Annotated in this window: 20 protein-coding genes; 12 read left to right on the top strand and 8 right to left on the bottom strand. The window is 58.5% G+C overall.

Translation table 11 applies throughout. The annotated features are described in order from the left end of the window. From V7665_RS10980 to V7665_RS10970, 3 genes are all read right to left on the bottom strand, one after another. A partial coding sequence (locus V7665_RS10980) for an acetyl-CoA carboxylase biotin carboxylase subunit (protein ID WP_335664581.1) occupies positions 1-1,643 on the bottom strand: 1,643 nt, incomplete at its 3' end. A 106-nt stretch (positions 1,644-1,749) separates the two neighbouring features. Next, complete coding sequence (locus V7665_RS10975; RefSeq protein ID WP_335664580.1) at positions 1,750-2,562, bottom strand: enoyl-CoA hydratase/isomerase family protein; 813 nt, start codon at positions 2,560-2,562, stop codon at positions 1,750-1,752. Continuing rightward, positions 2,559-4,181 (bottom strand): acyl-CoA carboxylase subunit beta, encoded by a 1,623-nt coding sequence (locus tag V7665_RS10970; RefSeq protein ID WP_335664579.1) that lies wholly within the window; start codon positions 4,179-4,181, stop codon positions 2,559-2,561. Before V7665_RS10970 ends, V7665_RS10975 begins: the two co-directional genes overlap by 4 nt. A gap of 121 nt (positions 4,182-4,302) precedes the next feature. Here V7665_RS10970 and V7665_RS10965 point away from each other — a divergent pair, with 121 nt between their 5' ends. Continuing rightward, positions 4,303-5,031, top strand: a complete 729-nt coding sequence (locus V7665_RS10965; protein WP_335664578.1) for a TetR/AcrR family transcriptional regulator — start codon at positions 4,303-4,305, stop codon at positions 5,029-5,031. Between the two features lie 53 nt (positions 5,032-5,084). On the opposite strand, the gene V7665_RS10960 is transcribed toward V7665_RS10965, so the two are convergent. The 4 genes from V7665_RS10960 to V7665_RS10945 form a co-directional block, all read right to left on the bottom strand. After that, the gene (locus tag V7665_RS10960) at positions 5,085-7,274 is read right to left on the bottom strand and encodes a 3-hydroxyacyl-CoA dehydrogenase NAD-binding domain-containing protein (protein WP_335664577.1); all 2,190 of its coding nucleotides are present in this window, start codon (positions 7,272-7,274) and stop codon (positions 5,085-5,087) included. 114 nt (positions 7,275-7,388) lie between these two features. After that, positions 7,389-8,642 (bottom strand): acetyl-CoA C-acetyltransferase, encoded by a 1,254-nt coding sequence (locus V7665_RS10955; RefSeq protein WP_335664576.1) that lies wholly within the window; start codon positions 8,640-8,642, stop codon positions 7,389-7,391. 128 nt (positions 8,643-8,770) lie between these two features. Further along, on the bottom strand, positions 8,771-9,895 hold the full coding sequence (locus tag V7665_RS10950; RefSeq protein WP_335664575.1) for a M14 family metallopeptidase: 1,125 nt from the start codon (positions 9,893-9,895) through the stop codon (positions 8,771-8,773). Further along, entirely contained in the window at positions 9,892-10,500 is a 609-nt protein-coding gene (locus V7665_RS10945) for a DUF4136 domain-containing protein (RefSeq protein WP_335664574.1), read from the bottom strand. The genes V7665_RS10950 and V7665_RS10945 overlap by 4 nt, the downstream gene beginning before the upstream one ends. 153 nt (positions 10,501-10,653) lie before the next feature. Between V7665_RS10945 and galE the strand changes: the two genes are divergently transcribed. From galE to V7665_RS10930, 3 genes are all read left to right on the top strand, one after another. Continuing rightward, positions 10,654-11,658, top strand: a complete 1,005-nt coding sequence (gene galE, locus V7665_RS10940; protein ID WP_335664573.1) for a UDP-glucose 4-epimerase GalE — start codon at positions 10,654-10,656, stop codon at positions 11,656-11,658. 100 nt (positions 11,659-11,758) lie between these two features. Then, the gene (gene ykgO / locus V7665_RS10935) at positions 11,759-11,884 is read left to right on the top strand and encodes a type B 50S ribosomal protein L36 (RefSeq protein ID WP_011415100.1); all 126 of its coding nucleotides are present in this window, start codon (positions 11,759-11,761) and stop codon (positions 11,882-11,884) included. Between the two features lie 36 nt (positions 11,885-11,920). Beyond that, positions 11,921-12,529: an HAD family hydrolase gene (locus V7665_RS10930; protein ID WP_335664582.1), complete on the top strand. Its 609-nt coding sequence runs from the start codon at positions 11,921-11,923 to the stop codon at positions 12,527-12,529. A 19-nt stretch (positions 12,530-12,548) separates the two neighbouring features. Here the strand turns inward: V7665_RS10930 and pyk are convergent, their stop codons facing one another. Beyond that, positions 12,549-14,000, bottom strand: coding sequence for a pyruvate kinase (gene pyk / locus V7665_RS10925; protein ID WP_335664572.1), 1,452 nt, complete (start codon positions 13,998-14,000; stop codon positions 12,549-12,551). A gap of 86 nt (positions 14,001-14,086) precedes the next feature. On the opposite strand from pyk, the gene V7665_RS10920 reads away from it, so the two are divergent. The 8 genes from V7665_RS10920 to ruvA all read left to right on the top strand — a co-directional run. Continuing rightward, a complete protein-coding gene (locus V7665_RS10920) occupies positions 14,087-14,395 on the top strand; it encodes a DUF1244 domain-containing protein (protein ID WP_335664571.1) in 309 nt (102 codons plus the stop codon). Positions 14,396-14,440: 45 nt separating this feature from the next. Next, positions 14,441-14,683 carry a DUF2312 domain-containing protein gene (locus V7665_RS10915; RefSeq protein WP_067197204.1) on the top strand — a complete coding sequence of 81 codons (243 nt, stop codon included), beginning with the start codon at positions 14,441-14,443 and terminating at the stop codon, positions 14,681-14,683. Continuing rightward, positions 14,683-15,171, top strand: coding sequence for an arsinothricin resistance N-acetyltransferase ArsN1 family B (locus tag V7665_RS10910; RefSeq protein WP_335664570.1), 489 nt, complete (start codon positions 14,683-14,685; stop codon positions 15,169-15,171). Before V7665_RS10915 ends, V7665_RS10910 begins: the two co-directional genes overlap by 1 nt. Before the next feature lie 63 nt (positions 15,172-15,234). After that, positions 15,235-15,555 carry a heavy metal-binding domain-containing protein gene (locus V7665_RS10905; RefSeq protein WP_067203153.1) on the top strand — a complete coding sequence of 107 codons (321 nt, stop codon included), beginning with the start codon at positions 15,235-15,237 and terminating at the stop codon, positions 15,553-15,555. Between the two features lie 23 nt (positions 15,556-15,578). Further along, complete coding sequence (locus V7665_RS10900; protein ID WP_335664569.1) at positions 15,579-16,328, top strand: YebC/PmpR family DNA-binding transcriptional regulator; 750 nt, start codon at positions 15,579-15,581, stop codon at positions 16,326-16,328. After that, positions 16,328-16,678 carry a DUF3147 family protein gene (locus V7665_RS10895; RefSeq protein ID WP_335664568.1) on the top strand — a complete coding sequence of 117 codons (351 nt, stop codon included), beginning with the start codon at positions 16,328-16,330 and terminating at the stop codon, positions 16,676-16,678. Before V7665_RS10900 ends, V7665_RS10895 begins: the two co-directional genes overlap by 1 nt. A 15-nt stretch (positions 16,679-16,693) precedes the next feature. Further along, positions 16,694-17,164, top strand: a complete 471-nt coding sequence (gene ruvC, locus V7665_RS10890; RefSeq protein ID WP_335664567.1) for a crossover junction endodeoxyribonuclease RuvC — start codon at positions 16,694-16,696, stop codon at positions 17,162-17,164. A 249-nt stretch (positions 17,165-17,413) separates the two neighbouring features. After that, positions 17,414-17,938: Holliday junction branch migration protein RuvA (ruvA, locus tag V7665_RS10885; protein WP_335664566.1), on the top strand; the 525-nt coding region annotated here is incomplete at its 3' end.

Raw genomic sequence — 17,938 nt, 5'->3', positions numbered from 1 at the left:
CGTCCGTCGACCCGTAATTTCGCGCGGTCGGCGGTCAGGCTGATCAGGTCCACCGCGACCCCGTCTTCCCCGGCGCTGACGCGATAATGGCCGGGCCTGTCGACATGGACATGGATGGTCTGGGCATCCTCGCCATCGGCATATTGTGCCACTGTTTCCAGCGCGCCGGTGTTTGACCAGTCGAGCATTTCCGGATTGACGTTGAGCGCCAGCCGGTGCGCTGCCTGTTGCCGCAGCTTGTGATGAATCACCGCCGCAATCGCATAGGATGAAAAATCATGCGGCCCGAGATCGACACCGTCTTCTCCGTAATTTTCGGCGATGAAGGCGGTGGTCGCCTCACCGTTCACAAAATCCGGCCGGTCGAGCGCATCAATCAGGAAATCGCGGTTGGTCTTCGGACCGAACAGGGCGGTTTCCGACAGCGCCTTGATCATCCGCCGCCGGGCTTCGTCGCGGGTAGCGCCATGGGTGATGATCTTGGCGACCATCGAATCGTAAAAGGGCGAAACTTCGCCGCCGCTTTCAATGCCGCTGTCGACCCGCGACAGGCCGGATGGCTGCCACAAGTGGACCGGGCCGGTGCTGGGCAGAAAATCATCCGCCGGATCTTCGGCATAGAGCCGCACTTCCATCGCATGGCCGTTCAGCCTGATGTCCGATTGCTCGAGACCCAATAAGTCGCCTGACGCAACTTTCAGTTGCAGCGCGACCAGATCAAGACCGGTGACTTCTTCGGTCACCGGATGTTCGACCTGCAGCCGCGTGTTCATTTCCAGAAAATAAAAGCCGCCCGACTGGTCGAGCAGAAATTCAACCGTACCGGCACCGACATAATCAACCGCCTTGGCTGCCTCCACCGCAGCCGCGCCCATTTGCTCGCGCAATATTGGCGTCATGACGGGACAGGGCGCTTCCTCGATCACCTTCTGGTGCCGCCGCTGCACAGAACAGTCGCGCTCGCCGAGATGGATCGTGTTGCCGTGGCTGTCGGCAAAGACCTGGATTTCGACATGGCGCGGCTTGATGATCGCCTTTTCGAGAATCAGCTCGCCATTGCCAAAGGCATTTTCCGCCTCCGATCGCGCCAGCTTGATCGCATTGGGCACGTCTTTCAGATCATGGACCAGCCGCATGCCGCGACCGCCGCCGCCGGCTGCCGCCTTGACCATCAGTGGCACGCCGATCTTGCCCGCTTCGGCGATCAGCACATCGTCCGCCTGATCATCGCCCTGATAGCCTGGCACGCAGGGCACGCCGGCGGCGATCATCGCGCGCTTGGAGCGCGCCTTGTCGCCCATTACGTCGATCGCTTTTTCCGGCGGGCCGACAAAGATGATATCGGCGTCGGCGCAGGCCTTGGAAAAGGCCGCATTCTCCGAGAGAAAGCCATAGCCGGGATGAACCGCGTCGGCGCCCGTATCCTTTGCCGCCTGGATGATTGTGTCGACCAGCAGATAGGATTCATTGACCGGAGCCGGCCCGATATGCACCGAATCATCGGCCATTTTGACATGCGGAGCGTTGGCATCGGCGTCGGAATAGACCGCTACCGTGCGGATGCCCTGTGCCTTGGCCGTGCGCATTATCCGGCAGGCGATTTCGCCGCGATTGGCAACAAGGAGTGTGTTGATTCTGGTCATGTATAAACCTCGTCATGCTGAAAGTGTTTCAGCATCTTGTGATGGGATGAAATGGAAAGATCCTGAAACAAGTTCAGGATGACGATTATGGAACCGGCCTGATTTCTCATTCCGGTTTCACCACCCAATTGGGTTTGCGCTTTTCGAAGAAGCTGGCGACGCCTTCCTTGGCCTCGTCGCTGACCATCCGGTCGGCAAAATTCTCTGCAGCCAGACGGATCACTTCCTCGCGCGGCTGGCCAGCAATCTGGCCGAGCAATTCTTTGGTTGCAGCCACCGCGCCCGGCGCAGCGCCAAGCACCTGTTTGCGCAACTGCATCTCAATCGCTTCGAGGCCCGCTACATTATCAGCGATAAAATCGGCAAAGCCGAGTTCATGGGCTTGCGTGCCATCAAAGCGGGCGGCGGTCAGCATCAGCCGGCGGCCGGTGGCATAGCCGAGCTTCTGAATCACAAAGGGGGAAATCTGCGCCGGTGAAACGCCGATAGCGGTTTCGGTCATCGCGAAGCGCGCGCCGCTTTCGCAGATCACGACATCAGCGCAGCAGGCCAGCCCAAATCCGCCTGCCATGGCCGCGCCCTCGATTAGCACGATCACCACCTGCGGCGCGGTGTTGACGAGGTCGAAAATTTCCGCCGCGCCGCTCGACATCTTGATGATCGCCGCGCGGTCGCCGCTTTGCTGGAAATTCTCCTTGAAGTTCTTGAGATCCGCTCCGGCGCAGAACACGCCGCCGCGACCTCGCAGAGTGATGCCCCGCACCGTGCGATCATCGCGCACGCTTTTCAGTACATCACCGAGCTCGGCCACCAGCGAGTCACTCAAGGCATTTCGATTATCCGGCTGGTTAAACCAGATGGTGAGCCAGCCTTGCTTGAGCTCCAGCTCTAGAGTTTCTGTTACGGGGAGATCGGTCATATCCGCGCCACCCCGAAAGCATTGGGATGGAGCGTCCGGTTCTGCGCCTCGAAGATGGTCTCCAGCGCGAAACCAAGAACCTTGCGGCTGTCGCGCGGATCAATCACGCCATTGTCGAGCACCCGGCCGGAGGTGAAGAAGGCGCTTTCCTGCGCTTCAAAAATATCCTTGATGCGCTGTTCCTGTTTGGCAATCGCCGCTTCGTCGGGTTCAACACCTTTGCGTTTCGCCTGCACCCGGGCGACATGACTCATCGTATTGGCTGCCGAAGCGCCGGCCATCACGCCGGTCTTGGCATTGGGCCAGCTGAACAGGAAATCGGGTTCGAAGGCGACGCCGCTCATCCCGTAATTGCCGGCACCAAAGCTGGCGCCGATATAGAGCGACAGTTTCGGGACCCGGACATTGGACACCGCCTGGATCATCTTGCTGCCCAGCTTGATCATGCCCTTATGTTCGGACTCGGTGCCGACAATATAGCCGGTGGTGTTGTTGAGGAAGATGATCGGCAGCTGAGACTGGTCGCAGAGCTGGAAGAAATGGGTCGCCTTGGCCGCCGCTTCGGGATCGAACGGGCCGTTGTTGCCGATCAGCCCGACCGCATGGCCCATGATGCTCGCCTGCATGCAGACCGTCCCGGGACCATAGCGCGGCTTGAATTCCTCGAAATCAGAACCGTCGACAATCCGTGCCGCGACTTCGCGGACATCATAGGGGATGGTATAGTCGGTCGGCACAACCCCCGCAATTTCGTCGATGTCATAGATCGGTTCTTCATAGTCATTGCGGCGGATCGGAGTGGTATTCTTGTTCCAGTCGAGACGACCGATGGTCTCGCGGGCAATGGCAATACCATGGGCATCGTCATCGGCGAGATATTCGACAGTGCCTGTGGTCGAGGCATGCATTTCGGTGCCGCCCAGCTCGCGGTCATCGGCGACTTCGCCGGTCGCCGCATGGACCAGCGCCGCGCCGCCGAGCGCCGCCATCCCATTGTTGCGGATGCCGATAACATAGTCCGACATGCCCGGCATATAGGCGCCGCCGGCAGTGGATGGTCCGTGCAGCACCACCATGGTCGGAACACCCGCCGCGCTCAGCCACGCGAGATTGCGGAACAGCATCCCGCCATGGGCCCAGAGCTCGACCTTATATTCCATCAGGTTCGCGCCGGCGCTTTCGACCAGATGGATGAATGGCAATTTGAGATCCTGCGCGATTTTCTGCGCGCCCTTGCTGGCATCCCAGCCACCGCTTGTCGCGGCGCCCGCCCGGATGCCGCTATCATCGACCCAGATCATGCAGCGCACGCCTTTGACGAAACCGATGCCCAGGATCACGCTGCCGCCGGGAATGCTGGTGTCGGGGTCGCTATCCTCGACCATATAATTGGCCATATTATATAGTTGCAGCCAGGGCATGCCAGGATCGAGCAGGCGTTTCAGCCGTTCGTGCGGGGTCAGCTGGCCGCGCTTTTCAAATGTCGGCCGCCGTTTTTCCGATGCTGCTATGGCCCGGTTTTCAAGGCTGCGCAGATGATCGATCAGCGCCAGCATATTCTTGCGATTCTGAGCAAAGCTCTCCGAACCGGTGGCGATCTTGGATTTAAACTGGGGCATTGGTGCAGCGCCTCTTTCCGATTTTACCGAATGGACTATTCGCTATTTGACACAGCGAGTCCACAAAGGCTATTTGAATAGCACTCGGTATTTTCGAGTCAAGCTCAATAAAGGATGGATTTTGGCGATCAAGACGGTCAATCCGGAAACCCAGCGCATCAAGCTGGAGCGCAAGGAACGTGTGATTCTGGAAGCGGCGCGCGCCGTTTTCGTTGAGCATGGCTTTGACGGTGCCCGGATGCAGGAAATTGCAAGGCGCGCCGGTATCGGCGAAGGAACCATCTACAGCTATTATGAATCCAAGGCGGAACTGATGCTGTCGGTGCTGCAGCAATTCTGGGACGGACTGACGCTGGAAGCCGAAGGCGTGATGGCGTCAGTGCAAGCCCCGGATTTCTTTGGCGGACTGCGGGCGCTGGCCCAATATCATCTGAACACGGTGATACTGAACTCGGACTTCATCAATCTGACCTTTGCCCTGCGCCGCAACAACAGCGAGGTTAGCGTCTCGCGCGACCATCTGCGCCATTATGTTGCCGTGTTCGACCGGTTGTTTCTGCGCGGACAGGATCGCGGGGAATTACGGGCGGATGCGATACTCTGGCAGGCGCGGGACGTGTTTTACGGCAGCCTCGAATATAGCGCGCGATCGATCGAAATGACCATGGAAGCCGAGCGCAGCGCGCGCGAACAGGGGCCGGTTGTGGAAGATATGGTCGCTCTGTTTCGCTCGCATTATGGGGCGGTTCAAACGACTGAGGCCGGCGATCATGCTACGGTCGAGCTATTGTCTTCAAAACTCGACCAGCTCTCCGAGAAATTCGACGCGCTCGCCAAGCGTCTATCGTAGCAGACAAAAAAAGAGCCCCCGAAGGAGCTCTTTTTCCTATATTGTGATTTAGCTTAAGCCGCCTTGTAAAAGCTTTCACCCGCATCTGCTTTGGCGCGGAAGCTCATCGGCGGTTTGAACCGCTCGCCATATTTCTGCGCCAGATTGTCGGCAATGCGGACAAAATTGTCGACACCGATCGTATCGATATGGCTCATCGGACCGCCGGTCCACGGCGCAAAGCCCCAGCCAAAGATTGCGCCGAGATCGGCGGACTGCGGATCGGAGACCACGCCCTCGTCGAAACATTGCGCGGTGGCGATCAGCTGGATGTACATCAGTCGCTGTTTGACCTCTTCGACATCCGGCTGTTCTGCGGCCAGCGGGAAATGGTCGGCAAGGCCAGGCCACAGCTTTTTCGAACCATCATCGGCATATTCGTAGAATCCGCCGCCAAAGCGCCGGCCGCGCCGGTCGATCTGCTTGACCATGATGTCCATCAACTCTTCGGTGCCGGTCGGGACATAGGCATCGCCCATTTCTTCCTTGGTTGACGTCATGATATCATAGCCGAGTTGCAGGGTTGTTTCATCAACCACGGCGAGCGGGCCAATTGGCATGCCCATGGCGATCGCGGCATTTTCGATCAGTGCCGGTTTCACGCCTTCTGCGACCATCAGCATCGCTTCATTGGCATAAGGCGGGAACACGCGGTTGGTGTAGAAGCCGCGGACGTCCTTGACGACAATCGGGACCTTGCGGATTCTGGCATTATAATCGAGCGCTGCTGCCAGGGCCTTGTCGCCGGTTTCGGCGCCGGGGATGATTTCCAGCAGCGGCATTTTCTCGACCGGCGAGAAGAAATGCATGCCGATAAACTGGTCAGGCCGCTCGCTGTTTTTTGCCAGACCGGTGATCGGCAGGGTCGAGGTATTGGAGGCAAAGACAACATCCTTGCCGATAACCGCTTCGGTTTTCTTGATCACATCGGCTTTGATGTCGGGGCGTTCAAACACCGCCTCGATGATCAGGTCGACATCTTTCAGATCATCATAATTGTCGGTTGGCTTGATCCGCGCCATGAAGGCCTCGGCCTTTTCCTTGGTCATCTTGCCGCGCGACACATTTTTGTCGACGATCTTCTGGCTGTAGGCAATCGCCTTTTGCGCTTCTTCCATGCTGCGATCGAGCACGATCACATTCATGCCGCCCTTGGCGGTGACATGGGTGATGCCGGAGCCCATCAGGCCGGCACCAAGCACGCCAACGGTTTTAAGCTCGGTTGGCGGCACGCCTTTCGGACGAGCCGCGCCCTTTTCCGCTGCCTGTTTGTTGATGAACAGGGTGCGGATCATATTCTTGGCTTGCGGGCCGGAAAGCAGCTTGGTGAAATATTTGCTTTCGACGCGCAATGCGGTGTCGATCGGCAGCATCGAGCCTTCATAGAGGCAGGACAGGATTGCCTTGACCGCTTCGTAATTGCCCTTGCTCTGTTTCAGCGCGATGGCTGAGGAACCGAGATAAAGCGGCACGGCGCGGGGATCCATCGATCCGGCACCGCCGGGGAATTTATAGCCTTTCTTGTCCCATGGCGCGGACGCCTTGGGATTGGCCTTGACCCATAATTTCGCCTTGGCGACCACCTCGTCAGCGGGAACGACTTCATCGATAAAGCCCTGGGCCTTGGCCGTCTGTGGATTGGCAGGGCCGCCCATCATGATCATCATGCCTGCGGCCTGCAGACCGGAAAGGCGCGGCAGGCGCTGGGTGCCGCCGCCGCCGGGTAAAAGGCCAACCTGCACTTCGGGCAGGCCAAGCTGAATCTTCGGATTGTCGGCGCAAACGCGATAATGGCAAGCCAGCGCTAGTTCGAGACCGCCTCCGAGCGCGAGGCCGTTCAATGCGCAGGCTACCGGCTTGGCGTGGGCCGTGCCCTTGAGCAGGTCCTTGGCGCTGTTGCCGCCGGTTTCCATCCGGCGCAGCAGGGCGTTCAATTCCCATGCGCTTGCAAACGCCTCGGCCATGCTGTCGGCTTTCGACGCGCCGAGCATATTGAGATCAGCGCCCGCCAGAAAGCCGGATGGCTTGCCCGATGTAATCACTGCGCCCTTGATCTCGTCCTTGCTGATCAGCTCTTCGATAAAGGCTTTGAAATCGGTGATCAGCGCCTGGTTCCAGACGTTCATCGACTGGCCGGGCAGATCGATGGTGACTAGGGCGATGCCGTCGCTGTCCAGATCGACTGTGAGTGTTTCGTAGGTCATGTCTTTTCCTTTCATGTTCTCCTGCCAAGGCAGGAGTCCATCTCCAACTTGCTGTGCATGGCACGAACGGGAGATGGGCCCCTGCCTGCGCAGGGGCACTGCAATGCGTTGCTTCTAGTTCACCCGCTCGATGATCGTGGCGATACCCATGCCGCCGCCGATGCAAAGCGTCGCGAGAGCAGTGGATTTGCCGGAACGTTCGAGTTCATCGAGCGCCGTGCCGAGGATCATCGCTCCGGTCGCGCCGAGCGGATGGCCCATGGCAATCGCGCCGCCATTCACATTCATCACGCTATGGTCGACGTTCATCGCATCCATGAAGCGCAGAACCACAGCGGCGAAAGCCTCGTTCAATTCCCACAGATCGATATCACTGGCGGTCATGCCGGCGCGCTCGAGGGCCTTCTTGGCGGCAAATTCCGGACCGGTCAGCATGATCGTCGGTTCCGAACCGATCGCGGCCATCGAGATGATCCGTGCCCGCGGTTTCAGGCCGTGCTTGTCGGCATAGTCTTTCGAGGTGATCAGCAAGGCCGCCGCACCATCGACAACGCCGGAACTGTTGCCGGCGTGATGCACGCCTTCCCATTCCAGATCCGGATAGACACGCTGGATCTGCTTGGCGAAGGTCACGCCATTGCCGAGATCAAAATCCTTCAGCGCGGCAAAGCTTGCCTTCAGTCCGGCGAGTCCTTCGGCGGTTGTCTGCGGGCGCGGGAATTCTTCATGATCGAGCGCGACGCTGCCATCCTCGTTATAGACCGTGATCAGGGATTTGGCGAAACGGCCCTCGGCGATGGCATGGGCTGCCCGCTTCTGGCTTTCCAGTGCCAGCGCGTCGACCGCCTCGCGGCTGATGCCTTCCTGCGCCGCGATCGCATCGCCGCAGACGCCCTGGTGCGATTGCGGATGAATGGCATCGAGTGCCGGATTGCCCGAGCCCATGCCGAGTGGCGTGATTCCGGCGTCCGCTTCCTCGGCTCCGACCTGGGTCGTATAGCTCATCATCTCGGTGCCGCCGGCGATGACGCAATCTTCCATACCCGACATCACCGTCGCGGTGGCAAAATTCACCGAGGTGATGCCGCCGCCGCAGAAGCGGTCGAGCGTGGTTCCCGATGCCTTGGTGTCATAGCCGGCAGCCAGCGCGGCCATCCGGCCCATGTCGCCGCCCTGCTTGCCCTTCTGGGTCGAGGTCGACCAGATGATATCGTCCACACTGGCGGTGTCGAGATTGTTGCGCTCCTTGAGCGCTTTCAAAACCGTGGCGGCAAGATGCTGCGGATGGAGGTGCGACAGCGCGCCCTTGCCAGGCTTGCCAATGCCCCGGGGGGTGCGGACGGCGTCGATGATATAGGCTTCGGTCATGATATAATTCCTTTTGTTCAAACTGGAATCTGGTTGCAGGCGACACCCTTGTCCGGACGATGGTGCTGGCGCAGGCCAAGAATTTTTTCGGCAATCCTGTTGAGCAGCATGTCGTCGGCGCTACTTCCCTAGATATCGTCGATCATCTCGGCCAGCGTGGCCAGACATTCGCGGGCCAGCGAATTGCAGCGCTCGGGGGACCAGCCTTGCTCTGCGTCGGGCAAATTGCGATTGTCCTTGAACGGCATTTCCAGCGTCATCGCGACCGCGCCGAAGCGTTCGGCCAGCTGGTTGGTCGACATCGACAGATTGGCCTTGCCCTTGGCGGCGGTGGGATAGCCGAGTGTGGTCTGGAAATCCGGCGTGCGCTGGGCAAGGCGGTTGCGGTAGCCGTGATAGGTCTCCAGCTGCGTGTCGGTGATCGAGGGAATGCCTTCGAAACCGGCGATGAAAACCGCGGGAATTGCTTCGTCCCCATGGACATCCATGGCAAAGCTGACGCCGCTTTTGTCCATCGCATTGCGGACGCACAGCACTTCGGGAGATTTTTCGGCGCTCGGTTCATGCCATTCGCGGTTGAGATTGGTTCCGGCAAAATTGGTTCGTAAATGGCCTCTCCGCGAACCATCCGGGTTCATATTGGGCACGATATGGAAGCGGCAATGCTGCAACAGCAGCCGCGCATTGGGATCGGCGGGGTCGGTCAGCATTTCCAGCGCGCCTTCCATCCACCATTCGGCCATGCTTTCGCCGGGATGCTGACGGGCGTATAGCCAGACCTGCTTGTCGCCGCTGCCGATTTCCACGCAGTCTATCGGCTGACCTTCTAGGCTATGGCCAAGCGTCTGCACCGTGACGCCTTCAAAGCCTGCGGTTTCGGCGATCAGATCATGGTGGCGTTCGATGCTGTAGGGCGCGAAATAGGCAAACCAGATGATATTGCTGCTCGCGGTATAGCGAATCGACAAGGTGCCGCTTTCCTCGTCATAGCTGCTCGGGGCGCGACCCCAATATTCGCGGTCCTCGCTGACGCAGGCATTATAATCGGGCCAGCCTTGCGGATAGGCAGATTCTTTCAGACCGCCAATGTTCAGTTCCAGTTCGTCGCCAATCTGGCAGGCCACCCGGAAATGGAACCATTGGAAAAACTCGCTGTCCTTGTCCTTGCGGATCGACAGTTTTGCGGTGGTGCCTTCGATGGCATGGACTTCGATATTGCCGCTATCGAATGCGCTGGTGATTTTTATGCTCATGGCACCCTGATAGTGGTTCCGGACTCTCCGGGGAAGTCCCTGAATAAGGCTTCGGCCAATTTCGCGGCTGCCAGGCCGGGCTGGGACGCCGGTGACCCCTGCTTGGCCTCGACCGATGCGCGGCCTTCCCAGACGACATTGCCGTCATCGCGCCTGGCAATGCGGACCGACAATTCGGTGACGATCTTGTCTTTCGGCTGGCCGCCGAGATTGATGCCAATGCCCAGACCGACGCCGGAGCCATAGCTGCCGGTACTGCCGCCGACACCGACCGAAATCGGTGATCGTGATCCACCAGCGCTCAACACCGCTCTATCGATCGTGTAGCGGGCGACATATTCGCTATTTTCGGCGTCATCGCGGGCTTCGGTGAAGCCGACTCGCTGCAATTCATGCAAGATGGCGGCGGAATAGGTCGTATATTCGATGCTGCGGCTATGGCCTTCGTCGGTGACATTGGCCTTGATGATGACACTGCCCGGCACAATCGGAGCGACTTGCGCGTTGTGAAACCGGGTGACCTCCACCGGCGGGGTCATCGCCGTGCATCCCGACACGAGCAATGCTGCCAATGCTACTGTCGCAAATGATTGAAAACCGGCCATAATAGTCACTCCTAAACTCGCCCCGCAGCATATTAGCGCATAATCACTGTGACTGCGGCAAAAAAATTGTATCCATCGGCGACCGCGTTTAACCGGTTGGAGACACCAGAGCATTATACAGCCGATGACGAACATTATGGGGATTTAGAAAACATGGCGAAACCCTTCACCATATTGGTAACCGGCGGGGCCGGTTATATCGGCAGCCACGCGGTGCTGGCCTTGCGGGATGCCGGCTGGCCGGTTGCGGTGATCGACAATCTGACCACCGGCTTTCGCTGGGCGGTGCCGGAGGATGTTGCCTTTCATGAAGGCGATATCGAGGATTCCGCCTTGCTCGCCCGGATCATCGAGGCCGAAAATATCGGTGCGATCATGCATTTTGCCGGTTCGATCATCGTGCCCGAATCGGTCGAGAACCCTCTCAAATATTATCATAACAACAGCGCCAAGAGCCGCAGCCTGATCGAATCGGCAGTGACTGGCGGCGTGCATCACTTCATTTTCTCGTCGACCGCCGCGACTTATGGCATCCCCGAGGAAAGCCCGGTCAGCGAGAGCACCCCTCAGCGGCCAATCAATCCCTATGGCATGTCCAAATTGATGACCGAACATATGCTGCGCGATGTTGCGGCGGCGCATGACCTGAATTTCTGTGCCTTGCGCTATTTCAACGTCGCCGGCGCTGACCCGCGGGCGCGGACCGGACAATCCACCGCTGGAGCGACCCATTTGATCAAGGTCGCGGTCGAGGCAGCGCTGGGCAAGCGTGACAGCGTCGCTGTCTTTGGCACGGACTATGATACGCCCGACGGCACGGGGGTGCGCGACTATATCCATGTCTCCGACCTGGCCAATGCTCACGTGCTGGCGCTAGACGCGCTGATCGCGGACCCGAATCGCAATCATCTGCTCAATTGCGGCTATGGTCGCGGTTTTTCGGTGCTCGAGGTTCTCGATGCCGTCGACCGGGTCACCAACATGCGAATCGAACGGAAAATGGAAGGCCGGCGCGCTGGCGACCCCGATTCGCTGATTTCCGACAATCGGGCGATCATGGAACGCTTTCCGTGGCAGCCAAAACATGCCGATCTCGACGAAATTGTCGCCCATGCACTGGCGTGGGAGCGCAAACTGATCGAAATTCGCGGAGAATAGCGCTGGTCGCTTGACTTTGGCGGCTGCCGACCTTAATTGCCCTGCTCAACGCAGCAAGGCTGCTTTCAAGAAATTCAGATAATCAAGGCGTGGTACCAAAATGAAAGTCCGCAACTCTTTGAAGTCGCTTAAAAACCGTCACCGGGATTGTCGCGTAATCCGTCGCCGTGGTCGCACCTATGTGATCAACAAGACGAATCGCCGGTTCAAGGCACGCCAGGGCTAATTGCGCTCTGCGCTGTTTTGGTAGGGACAAGCTACCATTGCTAAAATCGACACGATAATCTTTGATGTGGGCAATGTGCTCTATCAATGGGATTTGCGCTGTCTGTTCATAAAATTGTTCGACGATCCGCAGGAGCTGGAATGGTTTCTGGCGCATGTTGTCACGCCGGAATGGCATTTTGAACATGACGCCGGCCGGGCGCTTGCCGAAACGCTGCCGGAGCGCATTCGATTATTCCCGAAATATGAGTCCCATCTCCGGGCCTATGCGGCGCGGTTTAACGAGACGATTCCAGCAGCGGTCCCGGGATCGCTTGATCTGGTACACCGGCTCCATCAAAATAATGTCGCCATCTTCGGCATAACCAATTTCGGATCCGAGTTCTGGCAGGGTTTTCGTCCGCATGCCCCGGTTTTCGATTGCTTTCAGGATATTGTCGTCTCTGGTGATGAGAAGCTGGTGAAGCCGGATCCGGCCATCTACCATCTGGCACTGAACCGCTTTGCTCGCGAACCGGAACAATGTCTGTTCGTCGATGATCGTCCAGAGAATATAGCTGCTGCCATCGAACTGGGGATAGCGGGGCATGTATTTGAAACGGCCGCGGAACTGGAACAGGAATTGGTCGCGCTGGCGTTGCTTTAGGTTCGTCTAGGTCCTGACCCTAGCGGCGCTTGAGCTCGTCTCCGGTCAATCGCACGATATGCAGCAAATTGGTGGACCCCGGGGTACCAAAGGGAACGCCGGCACAGACAATCAGTCGCGATCCCGCTTCGGCCATCTTGTGGCGCAGGGCCATGCGCTTGGCTTTGCCGATCATTTCCTCGAAATTGGTGACGTCGCGGGTGACCACGGCATAAGCGCCCCATAACAGACCCACGCGACGCGCGGTATGCCGGTTGGGGGTGAGCACCATCAGCGGCACGGAGGGCCGTTCGCGCGCCATTCGGCGGGCGGTCGAGCCGGAAGAGGTATAGCAGACAATCGCCGACGTCTCGATCGTGCGGGCAATATTATAGCTCGCCGCCGCCAGCGCGTCTGCGGTCGTTTCATCGGGCACGGTTTCGGTGAAATGCACCCGGTCAGCATATGACGGATCATTTTCTACCTGCGCGGCAATCCTGTCCATCATCGTTGCCGCTTCAATCGGCCAGTCACCGACGGCGGACTCGGCTGACAGCATGATGGCATCGGCGCCGTCATAAATGGCGGTGGCGACATCGGACACTTCGGCCCGGGTCGGGGTCGGAGATTTGATCATCGATTCGAGCATCTGGGTAGCGACGACCACCGGACGGCCCAGCTTGCGAGCGGCGGCAACGATTTTCTTCTGCAGTGGCGGCACCTGTTCCGGCAATAGTTCCACGCCCAGATCACCGCGCGCCACCATCACCGCATCGGAAAGTTCGAGTATCTCGTCGAGCCGGTCGATTGCCGCGGGCTTCTCGATCTTGGCGAGCAGTGCCGCCTTGCCGCCGATCAGACGCCGCGCCTCGGCTACATCTTCGGGGCGCTGGACAAAGCTCAGCGCGATCCAGTCGACATCCTGTTCCAGCGCGAAGGTCAGATCCTTGCGATCCTTGTCGGTAAGCGAACTCACCGGCAGCACCACTTCCGGAACATTGACGCCCTTGCGGTCGGAAATTTCGCCGCCGACGATAACTTTCGTCTCGACGCTCTTGCCATCGGCCTTTGTCACCTCCAGCCGGATTTTGCCGTCGTCCAGTAACAATGTATGTCCCGGCTGCAGCGTGCCCAATATTTCCTTGTGGGGCAGGCTGACGCGCGTCGCATCACCCTTTTTCTTGATCATGTCGAGCGTGAAGCGGGCGCCCTCTTTCAGCATCACCGGCGGTTTGGCAAAGGTGCCGATGCGCAGCTTCGGCCCCTGCAGATCGGCGAGGATGGTGATCGGTCGGCCAATTTTCTTTTCCAGCGCCCGGATCGACTTCACATTGGCGGCATGCGCCGCATGTTCGCCGTGGCTCATGTTCATCCGGAAGGCGTCAACGCCGGCGCGGTACATTTTTTCGATCATTTCCGGGCTGCCGCTGGACGGCCCGAGCGTGGCCAGTACCTTGACTTTGCGATTGCGGGAGAAGATCGGCGATGCCATTTACAAATTCCTTAGTGGCGCTTTACCTGCGCGTTGCCTAACCGTAATTCATGACAGGTTAAAAACAAAAAACAACGGAAACGAACATGACCGACCAAATATCTGATGCCGCCGCCGCCGCTGCCTTTCGCCGTCTGGTAAACCATCTTCAGCACCGCCATGATGCGGAAAATATCGATTTGATGGGGCTGGCCGGTTTCTGTCGCAATTGCCTCGCTGACTGGGTGATGGAGGCAACCAACGATGCTGGCGGCTCGATGACCAAGGATGAGGCCCGCAAGGCAATTCACGGCATGCCGGTCAACGAATGGAAGAAAAAATATCAGACCGAGGCGACGCCGGAGCGGCTCAAAAAGATGAAGGAAAGCGTGGCCAAAAACGCCGTCGCATCTTAAGGACGGGGTTCGAATCCGAACACAATATTTCAAAGGAATGTTAGAATGAGCGAAGGCAATGTTGCCGCAGACCAACTGCGTCTGTTTATTGAACGTATCGAGCGGCTGGAAGAAGAGAAAAAGGGCATGGCGGACGATATCCGCGATGTATATTCCGAAGCCAAATCACAAGGCTATGACGCCAAGATCATGCGTCAGATCGTGCGCTTGCGGAAAATGGAAGCGCATGACCGGCAGGAAATGGAAGCCATTCTCGACACCTATAAAGCGGCGCTTGGCCTGGCCTGATGATCGAGATTCGGTCCGCGACGGTCGCCGATGCGACACGCTGTGCCGAAATCTACGCGCCGTTCGTCAACAACAGCTGGGTCAGCTTTGAGTTGAACGCGCCCGACGCTGCAGAAATGGGCGCCCGCATTGCCAAAGCGCTTGATTCGCACGACTGGCTGGTTGCGGAAGCGGATGGAGTGGTGATCGGCTATGCTTATGGTTCCGAGCATCGCACGCGAGGCGCCTATCAAACCAGCTGTGATGTCGCTGTTTATGTCGATTCCGACCACGAGCGCCTCGGTGTCGGACGGAGCTTGTATGAAGCGCTGTTGCCGCGGCTGAAAGCCAGAAAGATGCACGCCGCTTTCGCGGGAATAGCCTTGCCAAACAAAGCCAGTATCGCATTGCATCAGGCAATGGGTTTTGAACTTGTCGGCACCTATAAGGAAGTGGGCTGGAAAATGGACGGCTGGCGCGATGTTGCTTGGTTTCAGCGGTTGCTCTAACGGCCGCAGGCGATTAACAGCAGTGGGTTAATGGTTCGGAATTTGAAGAATATGACAAACAACATGATCGTCACCACCACACCATCTATCGAGGGTCACGCGATTCGCGACTATCGCGGGATCGTTATCGGCGAGGTGATTGTCGGGGCAAACCTGTTCCGCGATCTGTTCGCCAGCATCACCGACATTGTCGGCGGGCGCTCGGGCAAATATGAAAATGTTCTGAAACGCGCGCGCGATGAAGCTTTGGCGGAGATGGAAGCAGAGGCGGCGAAGGTCGGTGCCAATGCGGTGGTCGGCGTCGATCTTGACTATGAGGTTGTCGGCGACAAGGGTTCGATGCTGATGGTATCAGCATCGGGAACCGCGGTAATCGTAGAATGAGCAAATTGGGAATTTGAGGTAAAATGGCAGGCCATAGTAAATTTAACAATATCAAGCATCGCAAGGGCGCTCAGGACAAGAAGCGTGCGGCGCAATTTTCGAAGCTGTCGCGCGAGATAACCGTGGCGGCCAAGTCGGGCATGCCGGATCCGGATTTCAATCCGCGTCTGCGGCTCGCAGTCAACAGCGCCAAAGCGGTGTCGATGCCGAAAGACAATATCACGCGCGCCATCGAAAAAGCGACGGCGAACGAAGGCGATGACTATAGCGAGATTCGCTATGAAGGCTTTGGCCCGGGTGGCGTGTCGCTGATCATCGAGACGCTGACCGACAATAATAACCGTACTTTTACCAATGTTCGTACAATTATGTCGCGAAATGGTGGCAATTTGGGCGAAAGTGGTTCGGTTTCGCACGGTTTTGACCGGGTCGGCTATATCCAATATCCGGCCAGCGCCGGCGACGAGGAAAAGGTCCTCGAAGCCGCGATGGAAGCAGGCGCCGAAGATATTTCTTCCGATGACGACGGCCATGAAATCTGGACCGCGATGGAAGATCTGCACGAAGTTTCCACTGCCCTGGAAAAGGCGCTTGGCGAAGCGGCCAGCGTGAAGCTCGCCTGGCGGCCTTCGGTTCAGGTCGAAGTGGATCAGGAGCAGGCCGAGACCTTGCTCAACCTGATCGACATGCTGGAAGAAGATGACGACGTCCAGACGGTCTGGGGCAATTATGACGTGTCCGACGAGATCATGGAAAAACTGAACGCCGAGTGATGTGGGAATTTGCCGCCAAGGCCGCACTCGCAGGAGTGATCGTGGCTCTGGTGGCAGCTATCGCCCAGCGCCAGCCCAGTTTTGGGGCGCTCGTCGCCTCACTGCCCTTGATCTCGATATTGGGCATGATCTTTCTCTGGTATGCGCGGCCTGACGCGGAAAATATGGCGCTGCATGCCGAGGCGACTTTCTGGTATGTGCTTCCATCTCTTCCGATGTTTCTGCTGATTCCGATGCTGTTGCGCAATGGTGTCAGCTTCTGGCTGTCGCTGGCGGCGGGGTGTTTGCTGACGATCAGCCTCTACATGATCATGGCCTATGTCGGTCGCCGGATCGGCCTGCCGATCTGATGCGGCCGATCTGAGATGATCATTCTCGGCCTCGATCCCGGACTGGGTACCACTGGCTGGGGCGTGATCGTGGCGGATGGCAACCGCCTGTCCCATATCGCCAATGGCCAGATCAAGACCGATCCGAAAATGGCTCTGGCCAGCCGCTTGCTCAAGCTCGACCTCGAACTCACCGACCTGCTGCTGGAATATCGGCCGGATGGCGCGGCGGTCGAGGAAGTGTTCGTCAACAGCAATCCGCAGAGCACGTTGAAACTGGGCCAGGCGCGCGGCGTGGTGCTGCTCGGCGCTTCGCGGACCGGGATCGAAGTCGGCGAATATTCGGCGCGTACCGTCAAGAAATCCGTGGTCGGTGTCGGCAATGCGGGCAAGGACCAGGTGCAGGCGATGTTAAAGATCCTGCTGCCCGGCGTGAAGCTGGCCGGCGCCGATGCCGCCGATGCCCTCGCCGTGGCGATCACCCATGCGCATCACCGGAAACGGTAAACGATCCAATCACCGTTGGTCCTGAGCCTGTCGAAGGACCATGGAGCGCGCGAATCCGTACTTCGACAAGCTCAGCACGAACGGGTTCTGCTCGCACGAAGACACAAAGCCACCAAGGCAGGTGTCCGACGCGGTAAATCCCGTTGCTTCGTCATCCTGAACTTGTTTCAGGACCTCGTTCGTCACAACGAAACTCTTGCCAAGTCGCCCGAGATGCTGAAACAAGTTCAGCATGACGAAATGTAGAACATGATCGCAAAACTCACCGGGACCATCGACGAAATCGGCACGGACAATATTGTGCTCGATGTGCAGGGCGTTGGCTATCTGGTCTTCTGCTCGTCGCGCACCATCGGTGCGATCGGCGGCAAGGGCGATGGCGCGACCATCTATACCGAGATGCAGGTCAGCGAGACCGACATGCGCCTGATGGGCTTTGCCAGCGGCTCGGAACGCGACTGGTTCCGCTTGCTGATCTCGGTGCAGGGCGTCGGCGGCAAGGTCGCGCTGGCGATATTGTCGGCGCTGGAGCCAGGCGAGATTTCGCGCGCCATAGCAATGGGCGACAAGGCGATGGTCAGCCGCGCCAATGGCGTCGGACCAAAGCTGGCGCTGCGGATTGTCAATGAATTGAAAGACAAGGTCGGCGGCATTGCGGTAGACCCGGTGATGGGCGCGGGCGGCGCAATCCACGCGCCTTCAAGCAACAGCGCCGACGCGGTCAGCGCGCTGCAGAATCTCGGCTTTAAACCGGCGGATGCGAGTGCCGCTGTC

This window comes from Parasphingorhabdus sp. (assembly GCF_036964675.1).
Taxonomy (GTDB): domain Bacteria; phylum Pseudomonadota; class Alphaproteobacteria; order Sphingomonadales; family Sphingomonadaceae; genus Parasphingorhabdus.
Note: the sequence above shows the minus strand (reverse complement) of the source record. Positions and strands in the feature narration are given on the sequence as shown.

Bases quoted from the DNA above. Each gene is read 5' to 3' on its own strand.
- galE (WP_335664573.1), top strand. From the start codon at position 10,654: ATGGCGAAACCCTTCACCATATTGGTAACCGGCGGGGCCGGTTATATC.
- V7665_RS10900 (WP_335664569.1), top strand. From the start codon at position 15,579: ATGGCAGGCCATAGTAAATTTAACAATATCAAGCATCGCAAGGGCGCT.
- V7665_RS10970 (WP_335664579.1), bottom strand. From the start codon at position 4,181: ATGCCCCAGTTTAAATCCAAGATCGCCACCGGTTCGGAGAGCTTTGCT.
- V7665_RS10960 (WP_335664577.1), bottom strand. From the start codon at position 7,274: ATGACCTACGAAACACTCACAGTCGATCTGGACAGCGACGGCATCGCC.
- ykgO (WP_011415100.1), top strand. From the start codon at position 11,759: ATGAAAGTCCGCAACTCTTTGAAGTCGCTTAAAAACCGTCACCGGGAT.
- V7665_RS10950 (WP_335664575.1), bottom strand. From the start codon at position 9,895: ATGAGCATAAAAATCACCAGCGCATTCGATAGCGGCAATATCGAAGTC.
- V7665_RS10895 (WP_335664568.1), top strand. From the start codon at position 16,328: ATGTGGGAATTTGCCGCCAAGGCCGCACTCGCAGGAGTGATCGTGGCT.
- V7665_RS10920 (WP_335664571.1), top strand. From the start codon at position 14,087: ATGACCGACCAAATATCTGATGCCGCCGCCGCCGCTGCCTTTCGCCGT.
- V7665_RS10915 (WP_067197204.1), top strand. From the start codon at position 14,441: ATGAGCGAAGGCAATGTTGCCGCAGACCAACTGCGTCTGTTTATTGAA.
- V7665_RS10975 (WP_335664580.1), bottom strand. From the start codon at position 2,562: ATGACCGATCTCCCCGTAACAGAAACTCTAGAGCTGGAGCTCAAGCAA.
- V7665_RS10910 (WP_335664570.1), top strand. From the start codon at position 14,683: ATGATCGAGATTCGGTCCGCGACGGTCGCCGATGCGACACGCTGTGCC.
- V7665_RS10955 (WP_335664576.1), bottom strand. From the start codon at position 8,642: ATGACCGAAGCCTATATCATCGACGCCGTCCGCACCCCCCGGGGCATT.
- pyk (WP_335664572.1), bottom strand. From the start codon at position 14,000: ATGGCATCGCCGATCTTCTCCCGCAATCGCAAAGTCAAGGTACTGGCC.
- V7665_RS10945 (WP_335664574.1), bottom strand. From the start codon at position 10,500: ATGGCCGGTTTTCAATCATTTGCGACAGTAGCATTGGCAGCATTGCTC.
- ruvC (WP_335664567.1), top strand. From the start codon at position 16,694: ATGATCATTCTCGGCCTCGATCCCGGACTGGGTACCACTGGCTGGGGC.
- V7665_RS10905 (WP_067203153.1), top strand. From the start codon at position 15,235: ATGATCGTCACCACCACACCATCTATCGAGGGTCACGCGATTCGCGAC.